Below are 17425 nucleotides of genomic sequence, written 5' to 3' on the forward strand. Positions count from 1 at the left end.
CAAGTATTTCGACTTATTTTTACGATGTGAACCCATTTTGCTGTAAAAAATTCATACTAAGAGTACTTGCTTTAGACTGCTTATCAGAAGAATGCAATCCAAGCAATTTCTCTACATATTTTCCTATTACATCTGCTTCTAGATTTACAGTGTCTCCAGTTTTTTTAAATCCTAATGTAGTGACAGATGCACTATGAGGAATCAGAGAAACTGTAAACCAATCTTGTCCACACTCAACAATTGTAAGGCTTATACCATCAATGGCAATAGAGCCTTTTTTTACGATATAACGCATCACTTCAGGGCCTGCTTCAATTTTTACGATAACAGCATTATCATTAACATCTTTAGCACGAATCATCCCAATGCCATCAATATGCCCGCTAACTATATGACCACCAAAACGGTCACCAATGCTAAGAGTCCTCTCAAGATTCACAATTGCTCCGTTTTTTAAACTCGCTAACGCAGTACTATCAACTGTTTCTGGCATCACATCAGCAGTAAAGCAAGTATTATTATACTCAACTACAGTAAGACATGTTCCATTTACAGCAATACTATCACCTAATTTAACGTCACTAATGACCTTACTAGCCTGAATTGTTAAACGTACAGATTTAACACCACGGACAATCGCCTTCACTTTACCTAATTCTTCCACAAGTCCGGTAAACATCTCGTCCCTCCCGGTTGCGCATATAGGCGCTAATTAATATATCTTCCCCAACAGATTCTGTTTCTATATCTTCAAGCAAAATTGCCTTATTAACATCAGCTATTCCTTGACCAGCTATTGGTCCTGGAGCACTATTACCACCAATAATCTTGGGGGCAATAAACCAATGTACCTTATCAACTAGATTGTCCTCTAACACGGAAGCATTAATACTAGCTCCACCTTCAATTAATAAACTAGTAATTTGTCTTTTCCCTAATTCTTTAAATAATAAAGGCAAATTAACACCATCTTGTTTGCTCTCAACTACCAAAACTTCTACGCCACAAGCACGCAAAGCATTGACTCTTTCCTCTGGCGCCTTATCAGTAACGGCAATGATAGTTTTGGCTAAACCATCTGTTACTACATTAGCCGTCAGAGGTGTTCGTGCCATGCTGTCAACAATCACTCGATTCGGATTCTTCCCCTGGTACGATAGTCGAGTTGTCAAACTAGGATTATCGGCTAATACAGTACCAATCCCCACCAGAATTGCATCACAAGTATCTCGTAAAGTATGTACGCGATTTCGCGCAGCAGGCCCTGTAATCCACTGGGATTGTCCTGTGTAAGAAGCAATTTTTCCATCTAAAGACATTGCACTTTTCAAATGGACAAAAGGCAATTTAGTGGAAATCCACTTTATGAAAACCTCATTTAATTTTGCAGCTTCCCTTGACAACACACCTTCTACGACTTCAATGCCAGCTTTTCGCAACTTATTAATACCTTGTCCAGCTACTAAAGGATTTGGATCTGCCATCGCGACAATTACTCTCGTAATACCCGCCAAGATTAATGCATCAGCACATGGTCCTGTTCTACCGTGGTGAGAACAAGGTTCTAGCGTAACATATATAGTTGCCCCCTCCGCCAATTCTCCAGCTTGCTGCAATGCATTAATTTCGGCATGGGGTGTGCCTGCTTGCTTATGCCATCCCTGTCCCACAACTCGTCCTTCCCGCACAATTACAGCCCCAACCATAGGATTTGGACTTGTCCGGCCAGTAGCGTATTGAGCCAAAAATAGCGCCTGCCTCATATACTCTTCATCCATAATTGACCCCTCCAAAAAAATTAGGCTGTTAAAAAAGTTTAATACTTTTTAACAGCCTAATAGAACATTAGAAAAATGCAACAGCTATTAAGCCTTATCAAAGACTTAATAATAACCTTTTTCCATCCAGACTATACTGTCGGCTCCGGAATTCCACCGGATCAGCCATACGGCTCGCGGGCTAATCACCGCCGGTAAGGAGTTAAAAGATTTCTCTTTTTCACCTTGCCCCAAAGGCTCCTTATTCAATTATGTATATGTTACCAGTATTCATGAAAATAATCAAGTGCCTTTAATTTCAGAAATTGCTTTTTTAATATCTTCTGATTGGTATACAGCAGATCCTGCAACCAAAATTGTAGCACCAGCAGCTATTACCTGACGGGCAGTTACAGCATTAATTCCGCCGTCCACTTGGATCTCCACAGCTAAATTCCTTTCGGAAATCATAGATTTTAACCTAGTAATTTTATCAAGCATGCTTGGTATAAATTTTTGGCCACCAAATCCAGGATTTACGGTCATTAATAACACCATATCTACTTCACTAAGCACTTCTTCAATTACCGAAAGTGGCGTAGAGGGGTTAAGAGATACCCCAGCTTTTAGCCCATGCTCTTTGATGGTTTGCAATACTCGATGTAAATGAGGGGCTGTTTCAACATGAACTGTTAAGAGATCAGCACCTGCTTTTGCAAACGCTTCAACAAAATCTTGCGGATTGCTTACCATAAGATGAACATCGAAAAATAATTTAGATACTTTGCGAATTGCCGCAACAACAGGAGGACCAAATGTAATATTAGGTACAAAATGTCCATCCATTATGTCAATATGAAGCATATCCGCACCTGCTACTTCCACTCGTTCTATTTCTTCAGCTAATTTAGAAAAGTCAGCCGAAAGAATTGATGGTGCTATTTTAATCATAATTTAAAATCCTTTCTTCTTTTCTTGAATTTCCGATAGTATTTCAATATATGAATTATACCGCTGTTCATTAATACGCCCCTCTAATACTGCCTGTTTTATAGCACATTGGGGTTCTTTCACATGCAGACAAGTATTAAACTTGCATTCCTGTACAATCGCTGCTATTTCGGGAAAATAATACATAAGATCATTTTTTTTCACATCATCAAACTCGGTAAAACTAAAACCGGGCGTGTCGACAACAAAGCCACCGGTAGTTAAGGGTAACAGCTCTGCAAAGCGAGTCGTGTGCTTACCACGACCAATTTTTTCACTAACTTCACCTGTTACTAGAGTAAGCCCCGCTTCAATTGTATTTAAAATCGTGGATTTGCCAGCCCCCGAGGGACCAGCAAATACGCTAATTTTATCAGAAAGAGCATTTTGCAATTCCCTAATACCAAGTCCCAATTTAGCAGATAATGTGATAACCTTATAACCAATACTCCGATACAATGCAAGAAGAGGTTCTAATTCTTGCATATCAGCCAAATCAGTTTTATTAATACAGATGATTATATCTAAGTCCGACATTTCTGCCAAAACTAGAAATCGATCTACTAAAACTGCATTAATATTTGGATTTACTGCAGCAAAGGTAACAATAACTTGATCTATATTTGCAATCATTGGTCTTTTCAACATGCTACGGCGAGGTAATATCTTTTCAATTATCCCTTTATCATTTTCAGTAATATCATATTCAACTTCATCGCCTACTAAAAGTGAAAAACGTTCTTTTTTAAAGCGTCCTCGCAAAGTGCACATAATCACCTTGTCATTTGTTTTCACATAATAAAAACTATTATATGTTTTTAGTATCACCCCATGCTGCACTTGCTATGCCTCCTATATTGTTTGCTCTTGCAACAATACACCATTAATATACACTTGTACTCTAACTTGGCCTACACCATCCACGGTTTTTTCAACCTTATCACCAGGCTTATGGACATTTTCATAAACAACACGTCGACCATTTGTATCAGTTAAAACAACTTGAACTGCTTGGCGAGTGGCCCCTTCAGGTACTGTTATTTGCACAACGGCTTTTTTAGTTGCACTACCGCCGCCTTTTGCAACTGTGAAATCTACCGAAGCACCTTCTGTAATTTCCGCTGATGGACCAGGATTTTGTCCAATAATAGTCCCAATTGGATACTTATCGCTAACTTCTTCAGTTACTTTACCCACTTTTAGTTTTAGACTCTCAATTTGGGTGTTTACCGTATTTATCGGCGTACCACGAAAATCAGGTAAGGCAAATTTACGTGGACCAGCACCTTTACTTATAACAAGATCAACCGTAGAATTCTTATTGACTTGAACCGGCGGGCGTGGCTGCTGATTAATAATTGTATCCGCTGGAACGTCAGCGTTAAACTGTTCATCAATTCTTCCTACTACTAAACCAGCATTTTTAATTTGCAGTTCTGCATCCCTTCGGCTGAGTCCTCTAAGATCAGGCACTATAGTAATCTCGCCACCCTTGCTAATAACAAGATTAACCATACGCTGCTCTTTTACTACTGTATTTGCCTCTGGATATTGAGAAATGACGTTTCCAGCTGGTACTTTATCACTAAATGATTCTGATACTGTGACACGCAAGTTTTGCCCTGTTAAAATACTGCGGGCAACTTCTACTTGTTTGCCAACAACATTTGCAACGGTAACATCATTATTGCTCCAAAACTTACCAAAAGCAAAAAAAGCACCTATCATAAAGCCAAATAATAATAGCAATATTAAGCCCCATACTCGCTTCTTGGATTTATTACTTTTCGTTAAACTATTATTTTCTGGTTCGGCTCCAACCATATTTGCCTTGTTAGAAATCGGTTCCTCTATGCGTGGTAGTATCTGAGTAGGGAAATCGCCTCTTGACAGACGGCGCGTATGGTCATCCCTAAAATAGTTTTGTACTGATTTTAAGTCAGCAATCATCTCGCTAATGTCAAATCGGTTCGCTACATCTTTTGCCATTGCCTTAAGAACAATAGCCTCCAACAAAGGTGGTACTTCTGGTTTTAGTTCCCGTATAGGACGCGGTTCTTCTTGTAAATGTTTCAAAGCAATGCTGATTGGCGTTTCGCCATTAAAGGGCACTGTTCCCGTCAGCATTTCATAAAGAACAACACCTAATGAATAAATATCTGACTTTGCCCCAACCACTGTTCCTTTTGCCTGTTCAGGAGAAAAGTAATGTACTGATCCTATTATTGTTGAAGTATGATGCATCGTAGCTGAGCTTACTGCTCTTGCAATACCAAAGTCAGTCACTTTTATACGTCCAGCGCGAGTCATAAGTATGTTATGAGGTTTTATATCACAATGTACTAAATTATTCTGATGCGCGTGTTCTAATGCTTCAGCGATATCTGCGGCAATCCGAACTGCCATTTCTATAGGCAGTGGTTCTCGTAAAATACGTTCTTTAAGAGTTTCACCTGATATATATTCCATAACAATATAGTGTACATCTTCATCTTTTCCGACATCATAGATATTTACAATATTGTGATGAGATAAACGAGCCGCTGCTTGCGCTTCACGCCTAAAACGGGTCACAAATTCTTCGTCATTTGCAAATTGTGAACGTAAAACTTTAACTGCTACAGAGCGATCCAATAGTTTATCGTGTGCCCTATAGACATCAGCCATTCCACCGCCACCAATATGCTCTAAAACAGTATATCTCTTATCAAGAGTTCGATTAATCATGTGAACCATCACCCCCTTATTGTAATGCTGCCCTAAACACTTGACGGGCAATTGGCGCTGCAATGCTTCCCCCATAACCAGCATTTTCAACAATTACCGCAATTGCAATTTGCGGATTATTTGCTGGTGCGAAACCAATGAACCAAGCATGAGAATCCCCCTGAGCGTTTTCTGCGGTACCAGTTTTACCAGCTACTATTATACCTGGTAAAGAAGCTGATTTACCTGTACCACTTTCAACAACTTTGATCATCATTTTATTAATATCCTCAGCTAGTTGAGGGCTAGTCACAGTAAGCCATTCTTCCTGAGAATATGATTTAATTACAGTACCATCAGGATCCGTTATCTTATCTACAAGATATGGCTTCATAATTACCCCCTTATTAGCGAAACTACTTGCTAGCATAGCCATCCGCAAAGGTGTAACTAATAAACTGCCCTGGCCAATGCCCGTTTGTGCTAAATCTCCGTTGCCCAACGAAGAAAAATTCGGCAAATGAGAAGCAGTTTCTTGCAATTCTTGACTGACAGGTTGTTTAAAACCAAATCGCTCAAAGGCATTCGCCATTTTGCTGCGTCCTAATTCTAAAGATATGGTGCCAAAAAATACGTTAGACGAGACGGCTAATGCTTCAGTTAAGTTAATCTTACCATAGGACTCTAAATGACTTTCTTGCAAAGTATAATCTGGTGGTATCTTTAAAATACCTTCACAATCTATGGTTCTATTTAGGTCTATTACCTTCTCTTTTAATGCTGCCTCAGCAATCATAACCTTAATCGTAGAACCAGGAGGATACAATCCCTGAGTCACCCGATTTAATAAAGGACTATTCTCATTCGTAGAAATACTTTTCCACTCCTGATCAATTTGATTAGGATCAAAACTAGGCTTACTCACCATAGCTAAGATTGCTCCTGTACGAGGATTTATCGCAATTACGGCTCCTCGATGATTTCCTAGAGCTTTGTAAGCAATTTCTTGCAGTTTCACATCCAAGGTTAATACTACATTATTACCTGCCTTATTGGCAAATAAATGGCTGATTGCCCCTAAATGAGCCATTGCGTTATTATTCCCAGTTAAATAGGAATTGAAAGTCCCCTCAATACCACTCTTACCATATGTGCTACTATCGTAACCTACCACTTGTGCTGTCATAGCTTCATAGGGATACTTACGCTTAAATACATCTCCCTCTCTTTGACTATAGGCCAACTTATCACCATGTCTATCCACTATCATACCATATGGAATCATACGAGCAATTTCAGCCGTGCGGCGATTTAAGGGGTGTGTTGCCAAAAATTCACTCTCTACAACTTGTATATAAGACAGATAGATTAGTAAACTCAACAATAAACCAACTAGTCCTAAAGCCACCTTACGAATATTATCAGCTATATGATTCATGTCATTTCGCATCATAACATCTCACTTCCGATATGGAAAACAGCATACCTAGCAATATGAAATTTGATACAATAGAACTCCCCCCATAACTAATAAACGGTAAAGTAATGCCTGTTAAAGGAAAAAATTTAATAACTCCGCCAATAATCAAGAATATCTGGAGTGCCATAGAAACTGCCAATCCGCCAGCTACCATCATACTAAAAGGCATAATTGACAATAACGATGCACGAAAGGCACGATAGATTAAAATAATATATATTATAATAACCGCACCTGCCCCCATTAAGCCCATCTCTTCCCCGATAGCAGCAAAGATAAAATCTGTATGAACTTCAGGGATCATACCAGGAAATCCATAAGTAAGACCAGTCCCCATAATCCCCCCAGAGCCCAAAGCAAATAAAGACTGAACAATTTGATATGCTCCTCCGTTAGGGTCAGCCCACGGATTTAGCCAAATATCAACACGAATTTGTATATGAGAATATAATTTATAACAAATGACTGAGCCAATTAAAAATAAAACTAAGCCAATGATCACATAGCTCAATCGCCCACTAACCATATAGGCCATGAGTATAGCAATACCAAAATACAATAGGGCTGCCCCCATGTCACGTTGCAATATAAACATAAGCATTGTAATGCCCCATACTGCAATAAGAGGCGCAACAAATCTTGGGTGTGGCAGCACCAAAGGTCCATAATGCCTAGTAGCATGAGTAAGTAATTCTCTTCTTTCACTTAAATAAGCTGCTAAAAATAATACAATAAATATCTTTGCAAATTCAGAAGGTTGAAAGCGAATTGGTCCTATAATTACCCAGCTTTTATGTCCGCCAATATCAACTCCAAAGACAATTGCTGTTAATAACAAGCTGACACCAATAAATCCACAAATATATTTAAAATAAGCCACTTGTTCTAGTCGCCTAGAAAGAAATACAGATACTAAAAAAACACTCAACCCCACACCAATCCAAATCACTTGTACTAAAAAAAGATCTGGTCTAAGTCTAAAAATAGTAGTCAATCCAATACTCACCAGTAGGGCTGTTAACGGGAGTAATAGAGGATCACCAGCATGTCCCATTCTACGCAAGAGAGTATTTACTAGCATAAACCCAGCAAAGATAGAACATATAGCTCCTAATGCAATATAATTAATGACCCCGTGAGCCAAGCTAACAGCTGCTACACCATGTAACATAATGATACCAGCAACCACAAGCAAATTGCGCTCAAGTTGTCCTATGTTAGTCATAGTTATGCATCCTCTTCTTTAATTAAGATAGTCGTAATATTATCGAATCCACCCGCATTTTTAGCTTGCATCACCAACTGTTCTACAATAGAGCGAGGATCGCAGTCTTTTCTTTGAATTAATTTGTGGATTTCTTCTTCACTAACCATATTAGTTAGTCCATCCGTACACATTAATACAACATCACCTGCTTCTAAGGAAAGGGTGCCTGTATCAACGCTAATTAAACAACTCGTACCAACCGCACGAGTCAATATATTGCGCTTTGGATGATTCTGCGCGTCTTCTCTCGTTATACTACCGCTTTGCACTAATTCCCAAACCAATGAATGGTCATTGGTTATTTGGCGAAACTCTCCATTACGCAATAAATAGATACGGCTATCACCGACATGGCCCCAATGAAGCTTTTTCCCATCAATATATACGACCGTTACCGTTGTCCCCATACCACTAAAATCTTCTTTAGATAGAGCCATCTGATAAATGGAGGTGTTAGCTTGAATTATTGCTTGTTTGAGTAACAATTCAAGATTATCCTTCCCTACATGCTCTTGAATATAACCATTGACTGTTTTTACTGCAAGTTTGCTTGCAATTTCTCCAGCCACATGCCCTCCCATACCATCAGCCACAATGAACAAATGTGGTGGGCTACAGAAATAACTATCTTCATTTGTCTCTCTAACCAAACCAATATCAGAAATTACATGTGCGAGCAATACCCCTCACCCCTTAAAACTAAATGTAACAGATCCAACTTTAATTAGATCACCATTTTTCAACAAGGTTGCCTCTACAATAGGCTGACCATTAAGATATGTTTTATTAGTGCTATGTAAGTCAGTCAGCCAATACCCCTGTTGATTTTTATGGATACTAGCATGTTCATATGATATAAACGAATCCTCAATTACGATTCCATTATTCTCGTTACGCCCAAGATATACCGTTCCTTCTAAAAAAAAACTAGTTTGCCCTAGATTAACATGCCCACTATCAACTACCAATAATTTTGCCTCATTAGAGCCATCAAACTTATTCTGATCATTCTTTACTGATACTTTTTCATGCTCGGATAAATTTAAATCAGTATAAATTAATTTTATGACTTTATATAAAAAATAATATAGGAATCCTAATAAACTATATTGTAGTATAACGCCAATGCTATTTAAAATGAATACCTTGCTCGGCAATTCAATTCACCTCATATAAAATAACAGTATTACCTATTTTTATATGATCACCATGGGTTAATTCTTTGCAACTAATTCGATGATCATTTACATAAGTTCCATTTAGGCTTTTCGCATCATATATCACATGATTACCATCTTCAAATATCACATAGGCCTGTAACCTTGATGTATTTAAATCGGTAAGTGGCAGTTCATTACTAGCCCTACGTCCAATATTCACCCTGTTGGTTGTCATTTCAATCTTTACACCTGCATCAGGTCCTTCCAAAACACGTAATTTCCCATGTAAACAAGCTTGTTCTAATATATTACATTCCACTTTATCAAATACACGAGTATCGGATATTTCTTGTTGTTCTATATTCTCACTTACTACCCTTTTTTCATCAGGCAAGGGCTCGCTAAAGCAACTTACTACACGAAAACTCCCCTTAATAACAGACTCATCTTGGTAAAACTCAATTATAGGCATACCTATAATCGTATATTTCCTTTGTTTCGCCTGCTCCATTAAGTGCGTAGACAATTCTTGGGAAATAGACTGGCTATAAGAAGATATTCGATTATAATCAATATCGTTTAAATAAACCATATATAAATTAGGAACATACGTTTTTGAAATACCGACTGTTTTCTCGTCCTCCATACTCCTAACCAATTGCTTTCCAATTTCTATTGGCTGTAAACCACTAGAAAATTTACTATTAAAGAATCCTTCAATATACTTCTCAAACATATTCTCCAAGCCTCGAACAAACTTCATAACTATTACCTCACCAATTTAATCTATTTTATTATACTTTATATTACCACCATAGTCAAAATGAGGTACTTTTATCTTCAAAATCTTATCGAAATAATAAATCGAAAAAGCAAGGCATTATCACCTTGCTTTTGGGCTATTATTTACTACGTTATTTCTAAGCTGTCCACAAGCAGCCCGTATATCCGTACCCATTTCGCGACGTACTGTAACATTAATTTTTTTGTCGAGAAGGATTTTTTCAAACTGCTGAATTCTTTTATTATCAGGCCTTAATAACCCTCGTTCCATAACAGGATTAACGGGTATTAGATTGACATTAGCCAATCGCCCTTTCATCAGCGCCGCTAACTGCCCCGCATGCTCGATTTTATCGTTAACATCAGAAATTAATACATATTCGTAAGTCACCCGTCTACCTGTTTGCTCAGCGTAGTAATCGCCTGCATCCATAACTTCAGGTAATGAATAACGATTATTAATCGGCATTAGTTGGGAACGAATTTCGTTAGTAGGTGCATGCAAAGAAATAGATAAGGTTATTGGCAATCCCTCTCTAGCTAACTGATTCATTTCCGGCACTAAGCCTGAAGTGGATAATGTAATACTGCGATAACTAAGGTGAATACTATATTCTTCGTGACACAATCGGATAAATTTAAGTACATTGTCATAATTAGCCAACGGTTCTCCAGAGCCCATAATTACAATATTATTGACAGCAGCCTGTTCTTGCTGCAACAATCTGTTAATATACAACACTTGCGCTAAGATTTCGCCGCCTGATAAATTTCTGGTAACCCCATTTAATGTAGAAGCACAGAACACGCAGCCCATGGCACATCCAACCTGAGTTGAAACACATACACTATTTCCATAAGGCTGACGCATTAATACAGTTTCTACTGCAGAACCATCATGAAAACTTACTAAGTATTTACTTGTCTTACCATCAGACGACTGCTGCACAGCTTGTGTTGCCACCGTATGAATTACAAAGTTATCCATCAGTAGAGCTCTATGATCTTTAGACAAATTCGTCATATTATCAAAATCATAAACCCCGCACTGGTACATCCATTTTGCAATTTGCAAGGCCCGATACTTTGGTAAGCCATAAGGGTGAATGACTTGAGCAATTTCATCTACAAACATACCGAAAATATCAATTTTCATTATTATTCACCTATTTCACCCGTAGTAAGCGAGAAATAAAAAAACCATCTACCTGATCAATATGTGGCCATAACTGAACCATTTCACCCTTATGCTCTTCTGAGGGAAAGAGTTGGCCTGCATGCTGAAGTGTGAAATCCTGATTATCTAACAAGAAACTATCAATAATATTTTGGTTTTCTTCAGGTTCTATTGTACACGTACTATATACTAAAGTGCCACCTATTTTTACGCATGCAGCAGCGCTCTTTAAGATCGCCTTTTGTAAGACAGGTAAATCTTTAAACATAGATTCCGTTTTTCGCCAACGTGAATCCGCTTTACGCCTTAATACACCAAGACCAGAGCAAGGTGCATCCACCAGTACTCGATCCGCTTGCCTTAAGTATTTATCGCTTAAGGTTGTCGCATCAATTGCCTGTGTTTCAATAATGCTAATACCTAATCGTTTTGCATTCTCGTTAGTTAGTGCTAATTTATGATCATAGATATCAGTTGATAAAACACGCCCCTTATTTTCCATCAAAGCGGCTATATGGGTGCTTTTACCTCCAGGTGCACCGCAAGCATCAATAATAAACTCGCCTGGTTCGGGAGAGAGGACATGAGCAACTAACATAGAACTCTCATCTTGTATTTGGAATAACCCTTCGTTTAAGGATTTCAAAGTGTTCAATGCTGGATAACTATGACATACAATACCTTCTGGGGTCCAACGAGAAGGTTCAGCACTTACTCCTTCTTTTGCTAAAATATCTAGAAGTTCTTCACGGGTAACTTTTAGAGTATTTGTGCGTAAGGAAAGAAGTGGTGTTACGTTATTAATTTGGCATAATTCTTCAGTAGCTTTAGGACCTAGGCGCTTTAACCAACGAGCTACCATCCATTGTGGATGAAAGTACTTTAAAGATAAAAAGCGAAGAATATCCTTCTCCCGATCTGGATATACCACCTTATCAGTTCCGCGACCCGCATTACGTAGGACAGCATTAACAAATTTAACAGTACCAGCATGTCCATACTTCTTAGTCAGTTCTACTGCCTGATTACAGGCTGCCGATACTGGCACTTTAGACAAAAAGAAGATTTGATACATACCCATACGTAAAATATTCAAAATAATTGGGGCTACTTTATCTAATGACCTGGTGACAAAATGACCTATAATCCAATCTAATGTCTTACCAGCTTTAATCGTACCATATACTAATTCTGTAACGAAACGACGATCTTGATCGGATATTTTATGACGATTGATCTCCCTTACCAAAGCTATATTTGCATAAGCTTTATTATTTGTTACATCATTTATAACCTTTAGCGCAATCTCTCTAGCATCCATATATTCACCTTTTACACCTTTATATATTAAGAAATGAAATCTTTTACCGCTTCCTCTACCCGTTTAACATCAATTCGTGTGTTACAACAAGGTCCATTCGGTCTTTCATTTAACACACCAATAACCGGAAGTGGAAAAACATCCTGAATACCACTTGTCAAATCTCGTTCACAAGCAATGGCGAGCACTGCATGGGGACGAAGGGTTTTTATAACTTTTCGGGCTAATGTCCCTCCAGTAGAAATTGTTACATGTACCCCATATTTTTCTGAGATGGTCAGCAAATCTCCAACCTGACAAGCTCCACATTTACGACAATTGGCAATATCATGAGTCACTTTATATTGGCATAATTCTTGCTGAATACAATGAGGTGTAAGAATTAATAATTTATCAGGTGAAACTTTAATGTGTTTCTGATGAATTAAATAATTACTCACCTCAATAAAGGAACGTTCTACTCTTTCTTTTTCTACATCAAAAATTTTACCAATTTGGATGGCCAGAGGAAACAGCAAGTTAATTGCAGACCAAGCTGGCCCTTGAAACAAAGATAATGTAGAAAAACCTAAGATGGCTAAAATAATGCCGCCAACCCCAATCCCAATAGCCAATAAAACCATTCCTAACAAAACTCCAAGAACAACTGGCAGAAAAGTACTAATATTAGCGAGACCAGGGAAACTAACCATCCACAATCCATAGGTAGAAAGAGTGGCTAAAAACAGACTAGCCAATATGAGTGCCAAAAACAATCGTTTCTTGGGACGAGCTATCACCTCAATCACTACCATTCACCTTCTATTCTAATATATCGCCAACACGCAGCCCATAACCACAAGTAAAGTCACTTGCACTCATACGCCTTTTACTGTCAGGCTGAATTTCTAAAACTTCTAGCATTCCCTGCCCTGCTTCTACTACAAAACCATCTGCAGTAATCTTTGTTATTCTACCAGGATGAGTTACTATCTCGTCAGACGGATAAACCCTAGTTCGCCAGGTCTTTAGGTTTTTACCTCGGTAACAACAATAAGCACCGGGCCAAGGATTAAGTCCTCTGACTAAGTTATGTATATCTAACGCTGACTCTTGCCACTTAATACGTTCTAATTCTCTATTTAACATAGAAGCATAGGTAGCAGATGCATGATTTTGTGCCATACGCGGTGCTTTATTACCCGCAATTAATTTTATTGTTTCACTAAGAACGTTAGCACCAACACACTTCAACTTATCATGAATGTCTCCGGTCGTTTCCGTTTCTCCAATAGGTACCTCTTCTTTTAGTATCATATCACCAGTATCCATTCCAATGTCCATATACATAGTAGTAACACCTGTAAATTTATCCCCTTTAATAACGGACCAATGAATCGGTGCAGCTCCACGATAAAGAGGCAATAAGGAGGCATGCACGTTAATACAACCTAATAAGGGTAAATCCAATATACTTTTAGGTAATAATTGGCCAAATGCAACAACAATAATAATATCCGGTTTTAATAAAGATAATTCAACTTGAAACGCAGCCTCTTTTACTTTAGCTGGTTGCAAAACAGGTAAACCATAACTTAGTGCTGCTTGTTTGACTGGCGATTCAGCTAACTTCTGCCCCCGTCCTTTGGGACGATCTGGCTGGGTTACTACTGCAACAACATTATAGTTATCTGCTATTAATTTATCCAAACAAGGGACGGCAAAATCTGGCGTCCCCATAAATACTACTCGTAAATTTGACATCTTATTTACCCCTATGAATGGTTTGCGCTTTTTCAATAAATAATATGCCATCCAGATGATCAATTTCATGCTGTAAGGCTCTAGATAACAAACCAGTTCCTGTAATACTTATATTTTTCCCAAAACGGTTTAAACCAGTTACTGTGACTTCCGCAAATCGTTCTACTTCACCAAAAACACCTGGTATACTTAAGCAGCCTTCATTTCCCAGTTCACAGCCTTCACTTTTCGTAATAACTGGATTTATTAGTTCAATTAACTCTTCATTTACATCAATCACGATCACTCGAAGAGATATACCTACTTGGGGTGCTGCCAAGCCTACTCCATCGGCACTATACATTGTCTGTGCCATATCATCAAGAAGTTTCCTAATTTTTTTATCAACACGTAACACTGGCTCCGCTTTCGTTTTTAATACCTTATCGCCAGCTTTTCTAACGTCCATTATAGCCATAATAACCTCCTAGTAGATAAATCATGCCAAAATTCTATCATAGAAACATATAAAAATCCACGTTTAATATAAACAATATTTTTCACATAATACTAACTGGTTCAACATCAATAATAACATCTGGTCGCGTAGTTAGGCCCATCGCAACTATATGAGGCTTTACGTCCACAAGATTATCTGTTTTTACAATGATATTCATACGAAAAATATCATTTATCTTAGCAACAGGGGCTGGAAATGGCCCTATTACTTCTATATTTTTATTTTCTTTTACTAGACTTCGTAATTCTGTTATTAGCTTATCAGCTAGATTTCGAGCCTTTCCTTCTTCATCAGCCTGAACTGTAAGTTTAAGAATTTGACTATAGGGTGGATAAGAAAGGGCTTTACGAAAAACGATTTCAGCATCATAAAAGCTTCGGTAATCATGTTCAGCCCCCGCTTTTACTGCATAATGCTCGGGATTATAAGTTTGAACTACAACTTTGCCTGCCTTCTCACCACGCCCTGCCCTACCTGCGGCCTGAGTTAACAAGGCAAACACACGCTCTGCTGCCCTAAAATCAGGTAAATTCAATATACTATCAGCTGCTATGATACCCACGGCTGTAACACTTTTTACATCATGCCCTTTAGCTACCATTTGCGTACCAAGTAAAATATCATATTCGCCTTTTGAAAATCCATCTAAAATACGATCATAAGCCATCTTCCCGCCAGTAGTATCTTGGTCCATCCGCACTATACGTACATCTGGAAATAGCTTCATTAACTCTTCTTGTAATTTTTGCGTGCCTGTGCCAAAAAAGCGAATATAACGACTGCTGCATTCTGGACAAACATCGGGCACCTCTTCAATACATTGGCAGTAATGACACTTCAGTTTTTTACCTATAGAATGGTACACTAAAGAAATATCACAATGCTTGCACCGTACAATATGCCCACATTCTCGACACATTACAAAGGTAGCATAACCACGACGATTCAATAAAATAATAGCCTGCTCACCGCGGTTTATTGTCTCAGTTAGCAATTCTTGCAAAGGCAAGGAGATGACACTACGCCTTTTATTACGTAATTCTTCACGCATATCAACAACCGTAACCGCAGGTAACAACGCATTTGCAATCCGCTTTGACATAGCAAGCATTGTATGCTGCCCCTCTAAAGCTTGATAATATGTCTCAACTGCTGGCGTAGCACTTCCCATTATTACCACTGCACCTGCCAAATTAGCTCTCATTAAAGCTACCTGTCTCGTATGATAGCGCGGTGTTTCCTCTTGCTTGTAAGTAAATTCATGCTCTTCATCCATTATAATTATTCCGATATCTACCAAAGGTGCAAAAATGGCTGAACGAGCACCAATAACAATACCTGCTTCTTTTCTACGAAGACGCTGCCAAGCATCATAACGTTCACCAGTAGATAGCTTACTATGCATGACTACCACATCATCACCAAACCGAGCCTTAAATCGTGAGACAATTTGGCTTGTAAGGGCAATTTCAGGGACTAAAACAATCGCCTGACGGTAATTTTGACGAGCTACTGCCACTGCTTCGATATAGACTTGGGTTTTACCACTTCCAGTAATGCCATGAAGTAAAAAAGACTCAAATTCCTTAGCTTGCATTTTCGGTATAATTTTTCCCAATACTTGCTGTTGTTCAGTCGTTAATGAAACAGTATTTTTTGTTTCCGATAAATCAGCATAGCTATCACGAACTATCTGAACTTTTTCAATTTTAACAATGCCCTCTTGTACCAATTTTTTGACAGTATCATAACTAGTATTACTTTTTTTCAAGTCATCGTAAGAAAGCTGCCCATACTCTATTAAATAATTCAATAAACGGCATTGTGCTGGTTTTCTAACTAAACTGCTAATAAGGGTTTGGGCGGATTCAATAGATATGTCTAAATAGATTACACTTTTATAAAGATGTGTACCAGTCTTTTTTCCGATTGACTCTCCAACTATTACTTTCTTACGTAGTAAATATTGTATGACTTTTAATACACCAGCACCAAACTGTTTTTCTAATTTGGACGAAAGTACCGATCGCTGCTCATATATATATATAAATACCTGGTAATATTCTGCTGATTTAGCTAATAACTCAGTTAATGTTTTCTGAATATCCCGATCAGTGCCTACCGAATAAAGTGTAACACTTTTTATGCCTGATTTCCCTGGAATAAACAAACGCATCGCATCAACTAAATTACAAAGATAATATTCACTAATACACCTAGCAGTATGCATCATATGCTCATCAAACCATATGTCATTATCCAATGTATCTAAAATAGGTTTTAGGTTAATTATATCAGAATCTTCACCCTGAGTAATATCAATAATAAAACCCTCTAGTTTGCGATTTCCAAAAGGCACTAATACACGCCAACCTACAGCAACACAATCTAAGTGTTCAGGAATATGATATGAAAAAGCTTTGTTAATGTTTTTAGTTGTAAGATTTACTAAAACTTGTGCTATACGTTGCATTGTTACCACCATTCCATGATACTTAATAAAATTAAAAAGGGGGAATCTCACTGAGTCCCCCTTTTATCA

16 protein-coding genes and 1 riboswitch are annotated in these 17425 nt (G+C 38.1%); all 16 genes read right to left on the reverse strand.

Annotation, left to right across the window (positions count from 1 at the left end):
* Nucleotides 1-19: 19 nt before the first annotated feature.
* Nucleotides 20-679 (reverse strand): riboflavin synthase, encoded by a 660-nt coding sequence (gene ribE / locus QSJ81_RS12065; protein ID WP_285717632.1) that lies wholly within the window; start codon nucleotides 677-679, stop codon nucleotides 20-22.
* Nucleotides 648-1778, reverse strand: coding sequence for a bifunctional diaminohydroxyphosphoribosylaminopyrimidine deaminase/5-amino-6-(5-phosphoribosylamino)uracil reductase RibD (gene ribD, locus QSJ81_RS12070; protein WP_285717633.1), 1131 nt, complete (start codon nucleotides 1776-1778; stop codon nucleotides 648-650). Before ribD ends, ribE begins: the two co-directional genes overlap by 32 nt.
* A gap of 110 nt (nucleotides 1779-1888) precedes the next feature.
* Nucleotides 1889-2020: riboswitch (FMN riboswitch) on the reverse strand.
* A 40-nt stretch (nucleotides 2021-2060) separates the two neighbouring features.
* Nucleotides 2061-2708: a ribulose-phosphate 3-epimerase gene (gene rpe, locus QSJ81_RS12075; RefSeq protein ID WP_285717634.1), complete on the reverse strand. Its 648-nt coding sequence runs from the start codon at nucleotides 2706-2708 to the stop codon at nucleotides 2061-2063.
* 3 nt (nucleotides 2709-2711) lie between these two features.
* A complete protein-coding gene (rsgA, locus tag QSJ81_RS12080) occupies nucleotides 2712-3587 on the reverse strand; it encodes a ribosome small subunit-dependent GTPase A (protein ID WP_285717635.1) in 876 nt (291 codons plus the stop codon).
* Nucleotides 3588-3599: 12 nt separating this feature from the next.
* Nucleotides 3600-5474: a Stk1 family PASTA domain-containing Ser/Thr kinase gene (gene pknB / locus QSJ81_RS12085; RefSeq protein ID WP_285717636.1), complete on the reverse strand. Its 1875-nt coding sequence runs from the start codon at nucleotides 5472-5474 to the stop codon at nucleotides 3600-3602.
* 16 nt (nucleotides 5475-5490) lie between these two features.
* The gene (locus tag QSJ81_RS12090) at nucleotides 5491-6906 is read right to left on the reverse strand and encodes a peptidoglycan D,D-transpeptidase FtsI family protein (RefSeq protein WP_285717637.1); all 1416 of its coding nucleotides are present in this window, start codon (nucleotides 6904-6906) and stop codon (nucleotides 5491-5493) included.
* Nucleotides 6893-8158 carry an FtsW/RodA/SpoVE family cell cycle protein gene (locus tag QSJ81_RS12095; RefSeq protein ID WP_285717638.1) on the reverse strand — a complete coding sequence of 422 codons (1266 nt, stop codon included), beginning with the start codon at nucleotides 8156-8158 and terminating at the stop codon, nucleotides 6893-6895. Before QSJ81_RS12095 ends, QSJ81_RS12090 begins: the two co-directional genes overlap by 14 nt.
* 2 nt (nucleotides 8159-8160) lie before the next feature.
* Nucleotides 8161-8880 carry a Stp1/IreP family PP2C-type Ser/Thr phosphatase gene (locus tag QSJ81_RS12100; protein ID WP_285717639.1) on the reverse strand — a complete coding sequence of 240 codons (720 nt, stop codon included), beginning with the start codon at nucleotides 8878-8880 and terminating at the stop codon, nucleotides 8161-8163.
* Between the two features lie 6 nt (nucleotides 8881-8886).
* On the reverse strand, nucleotides 8887-9357 hold the full coding sequence (locus QSJ81_RS12105) for an FHA domain-containing protein (protein ID WP_285717640.1): 471 nt from the start codon (nucleotides 9355-9357) through the stop codon (nucleotides 8887-8889).
* A gap of 1 nt (nucleotide 9358) precedes the next feature.
* Entirely contained in the window at nucleotides 9359-10123 is a 765-nt protein-coding gene (locus QSJ81_RS12110) for an FHA domain-containing protein (protein WP_285717641.1), read from the reverse strand.
* Nucleotides 10124-10243: 120 nt separating this feature from the next.
* Nucleotides 10244-11299 (reverse strand): dual-specificity RNA methyltransferase RlmN, encoded by a 1056-nt coding sequence (rlmN, locus tag QSJ81_RS12115; RefSeq protein ID WP_285717642.1) that lies wholly within the window; start codon nucleotides 11297-11299, stop codon nucleotides 10244-10246.
* Between the two features lie 10 nt (nucleotides 11300-11309).
* A complete protein-coding gene (rsmB, locus tag QSJ81_RS12120; protein ID WP_285717643.1) occupies nucleotides 11310-12641 on the reverse strand; it encodes a 16S rRNA (cytosine(967)-C(5))-methyltransferase RsmB in 1332 nt (443 codons plus the stop codon).
* A gap of 26 nt (nucleotides 12642-12667) precedes the next feature.
* Nucleotides 12668-13429 carry a DUF116 domain-containing protein gene (locus QSJ81_RS12125; RefSeq protein ID WP_038671044.1) on the reverse strand — a complete coding sequence of 254 codons (762 nt, stop codon included), beginning with the start codon at nucleotides 13427-13429 and terminating at the stop codon, nucleotides 12668-12670.
* Between the two features lie 13 nt (nucleotides 13430-13442).
* Complete coding sequence (gene fmt, locus QSJ81_RS12130) at nucleotides 13443-14384, reverse strand: methionyl-tRNA formyltransferase (protein ID WP_285717644.1); 942 nt, start codon at nucleotides 14382-14384, stop codon at nucleotides 13443-13445.
* A 1-nt stretch (nucleotide 14385) separates the two neighbouring features.
* Complete coding sequence (gene def / locus QSJ81_RS12135) at nucleotides 14386-14841, reverse strand: peptide deformylase (RefSeq protein ID WP_285717645.1); 456 nt, start codon at nucleotides 14839-14841, stop codon at nucleotides 14386-14388.
* Between the two features lie 82 nt (nucleotides 14842-14923).
* A complete protein-coding gene (gene priA, locus QSJ81_RS12140; protein WP_285717646.1) occupies nucleotides 14924-17356 on the reverse strand; it encodes a primosomal protein N' in 2433 nt (810 codons plus the stop codon).
* Between the last annotated feature and the right edge of the window lie 69 nt (nucleotides 17357-17425).

The sequence above is a fragment of the Pelosinus sp. IPA-1 genome (assembly GCF_030269905.1).
Classification (GTDB): domain Bacteria; phylum Bacillota; class Negativicutes; order DSM-13327; family DSM-13327; genus Pelosinus.

Coding starts and splice junctions, on each gene's coding strand:
- ribE (WP_285717632.1), bottom strand. CDS start 679: ATGTTTACCGGACTTGTGGAAGAATTAGGTAAAGTGAAGGCGATTGTC.
- ribD (WP_285717633.1), bottom strand. CDS start 1,778: ATGGATGAAGAGTATATGAGGCAGGCGCTATTTTTGGCTCAATACGCT.
- rpe (WP_285717634.1), bottom strand. CDS start 2,708: ATGATTAAAATAGCACCATCAATTCTTTCGGCTGACTTTTCTAAATTA.
- pknB (WP_285717636.1), bottom strand. CDS start 5,474: ATGATTAATCGAACTCTTGATAAGAGATATACTGTTTTAGAGCATATT.
- QSJ81_RS12090 (WP_285717637.1), bottom strand. CDS start 6,906: ATGATGCGAAATGACATGAATCATATAGCTGATAATATTCGTAAGGTG.
- QSJ81_RS12095 (WP_285717638.1), bottom strand. CDS start 8,158: ATGACTAACATAGGACAACTTGAGCGCAATTTGCTTGTGGTTGCTGGT.
- QSJ81_RS12110 (WP_285717641.1), bottom strand. CDS start 10,123: ATGAAGTTTGTTCGAGGCTTGGAGAATATGTTTGAGAAGTATATTGAA.
- rlmN (WP_285717642.1), bottom strand. CDS start 11,299: ATGAAAATTGATATTTTCGGTATGTTTGTAGATGAAATTGCTCAAGTC.
- rsmB (WP_285717643.1), bottom strand. CDS start 12,641: ATGGATGCTAGAGAGATTGCGCTAAAGGTTATAAATGATGTAACAAAT.
- fmt (WP_285717644.1), bottom strand. CDS start 14,384: ATGTCAAATTTACGAGTAGTATTTATGGGGACGCCAGATTTTGCCGTC.
- def (WP_285717645.1), bottom strand. CDS start 14,841: ATGGCTATAATGGACGTTAGAAAAGCTGGCGATAAGGTATTAAAAACG.
- priA (WP_285717646.1), bottom strand. CDS start 17,356: ATGCAACGTATAGCACAAGTTTTAGTAAATCTTACAACTAAAAACATT.